Source organism: Brachybacterium sp. GCM10030268 (assembly GCF_042666305.1).
Taxonomy (GTDB): domain Bacteria; phylum Actinomycetota; class Actinomycetes; order Actinomycetales; family Dermabacteraceae; genus Brachybacterium.
The window spans coordinates 1-1306 of sequence record NZ_JBHTCW010000028.1; the positions used below are offsets into that span (position 1 = coordinate 1).

Below are 1306 nucleotides of genomic sequence, written 5' to 3' on the forward strand. Positions count from 1 at the left end.
TGAAGCGCCCTGGGTTTCGTTCCGATCCTGATACGAGGAGGATTGGAACATGCCGAGCAAGTACCCACAGTCGTTCCGGGACCGTGCCATTCGCATGGTCACCGATCGGATGGAGGCCGAGGAGGGCCTGTCGCAGTACCAGGCGATCACCGAGATCGCCCCGAAGCTGAACGTGTCGAAGGAGTCGCTGCGACGCTGGATCGAGCAGTCCGACGTCGATGCCGGGACCAAGCCGGGCCGATCGACCGAGGCGCAGGAGGAGATCCGCCGGCTCAAGCGGGAGAACGCCGAGCTGCGCAGGGCGAACGAGATCCTCAAGTCCGCATCGGCGTTTTTCGCCGCGGAGCTCGACCGCCCCTCGACGAAATGATCGCGTTCATCGACCTGCACCGCGATCAGTTCGGGGTCGAGCTCATCTGCCGCACCCTCGCGGCAGCCGAGGGCGGCTTCATCACCTCACGCGGATACCGCGCCGCTAAGAGGAGACCGGCCAGCGACCGTGCCCTGCGAGACCAAACCCTGATCCCCGAGGTCAAGCGCATCCACGCTCAGAACTATGGCGTCTATGGGGCGCGGAAGATGTGGCATGCCATGCGCCGCGAGGGCTGGGACATCGGACGCGACCAGTGCGCCCGGCTCATGCGCACAGCCGGCCTGCACGGCGTTGTCCGGGGACGGAAGCCCCGCACCACGAAACCGGCGTCGGTGCCGGATCATCGGCCAGACCTGGTCGAGCGGAACTTCCACGCTCCCGGCCCGAACCAGCTCTGGGTCGCTGATATCACCTACGTGCGCACCACCAGCGGATTCTGCTACACCGCGTTCGTCATCGACGCCTTCTCCCGCCGGATCGCGGGCTGGGCGACCCGGGCGACGATGCGCACCGAGGACCTACCCCTCGAGGCCCTGCAGCACGCGCTGATCGCTGCGAAAGACCAGGCCATCACCGATCTGGTCCATCACAGCGACCGAGGAAGCCAATACGTTTCCATTCGCTACACCGAGCACCTCGCCGAGGCCGGGATCACCGCCTCGGTCGGCTCACGCGGCGACAGCTACGACAATGCCCTGGCCGAGACCGTCAACGGGCTCTATAAAACCGAGCTGATCCACGCCCGGACCGCGTGGCCGTCGATGACCGAGGTTGAGTTCGCAACGATGAACTGGGTCCACTGGTGGAACCACCAGCGACTCCATCAGGCCCTCGAGTACTCGACCCCGATCGAGGTTGAGGCCGCCTACGCTGAGTCCCGGGAGCCCTCACCGGCCCCCGCATAGAAAGCGGAACGGAAGCCAGGGCGCTTCA

At 65.8% G+C, this 1306-nt stretch carries 1 protein-coding gene and 1 other annotated feature; the gene reads left to right on the plus strand.

Features of this window, described 5'->3' with window-relative positions; all coding sequences use genetic code 11:
• The first annotated feature begins 49 nt into the window (after positions 1 to 49).
• Positions 50 to 1278, plus strand: a protein-coding gene (locus tag ACFQRD_RS16665; protein WP_377019485.1) for an IS3 family transposase whose coding sequence is annotated in 2 segments (ribosomal slippage) — positions 50 to 341 and positions 341 to 1278 — 1230 coding nt in all. Because the reading frame shifts where the segments join, the coding sequence is not laid out codon by codon here.
• Positions 328 to 430, plus strand: a sequence feature (AL1L pseudoknot). (Overlaps the previous gene by 103 nt.)
• Positions 1279 to 1306: the final 28 nt, after the last annotated feature.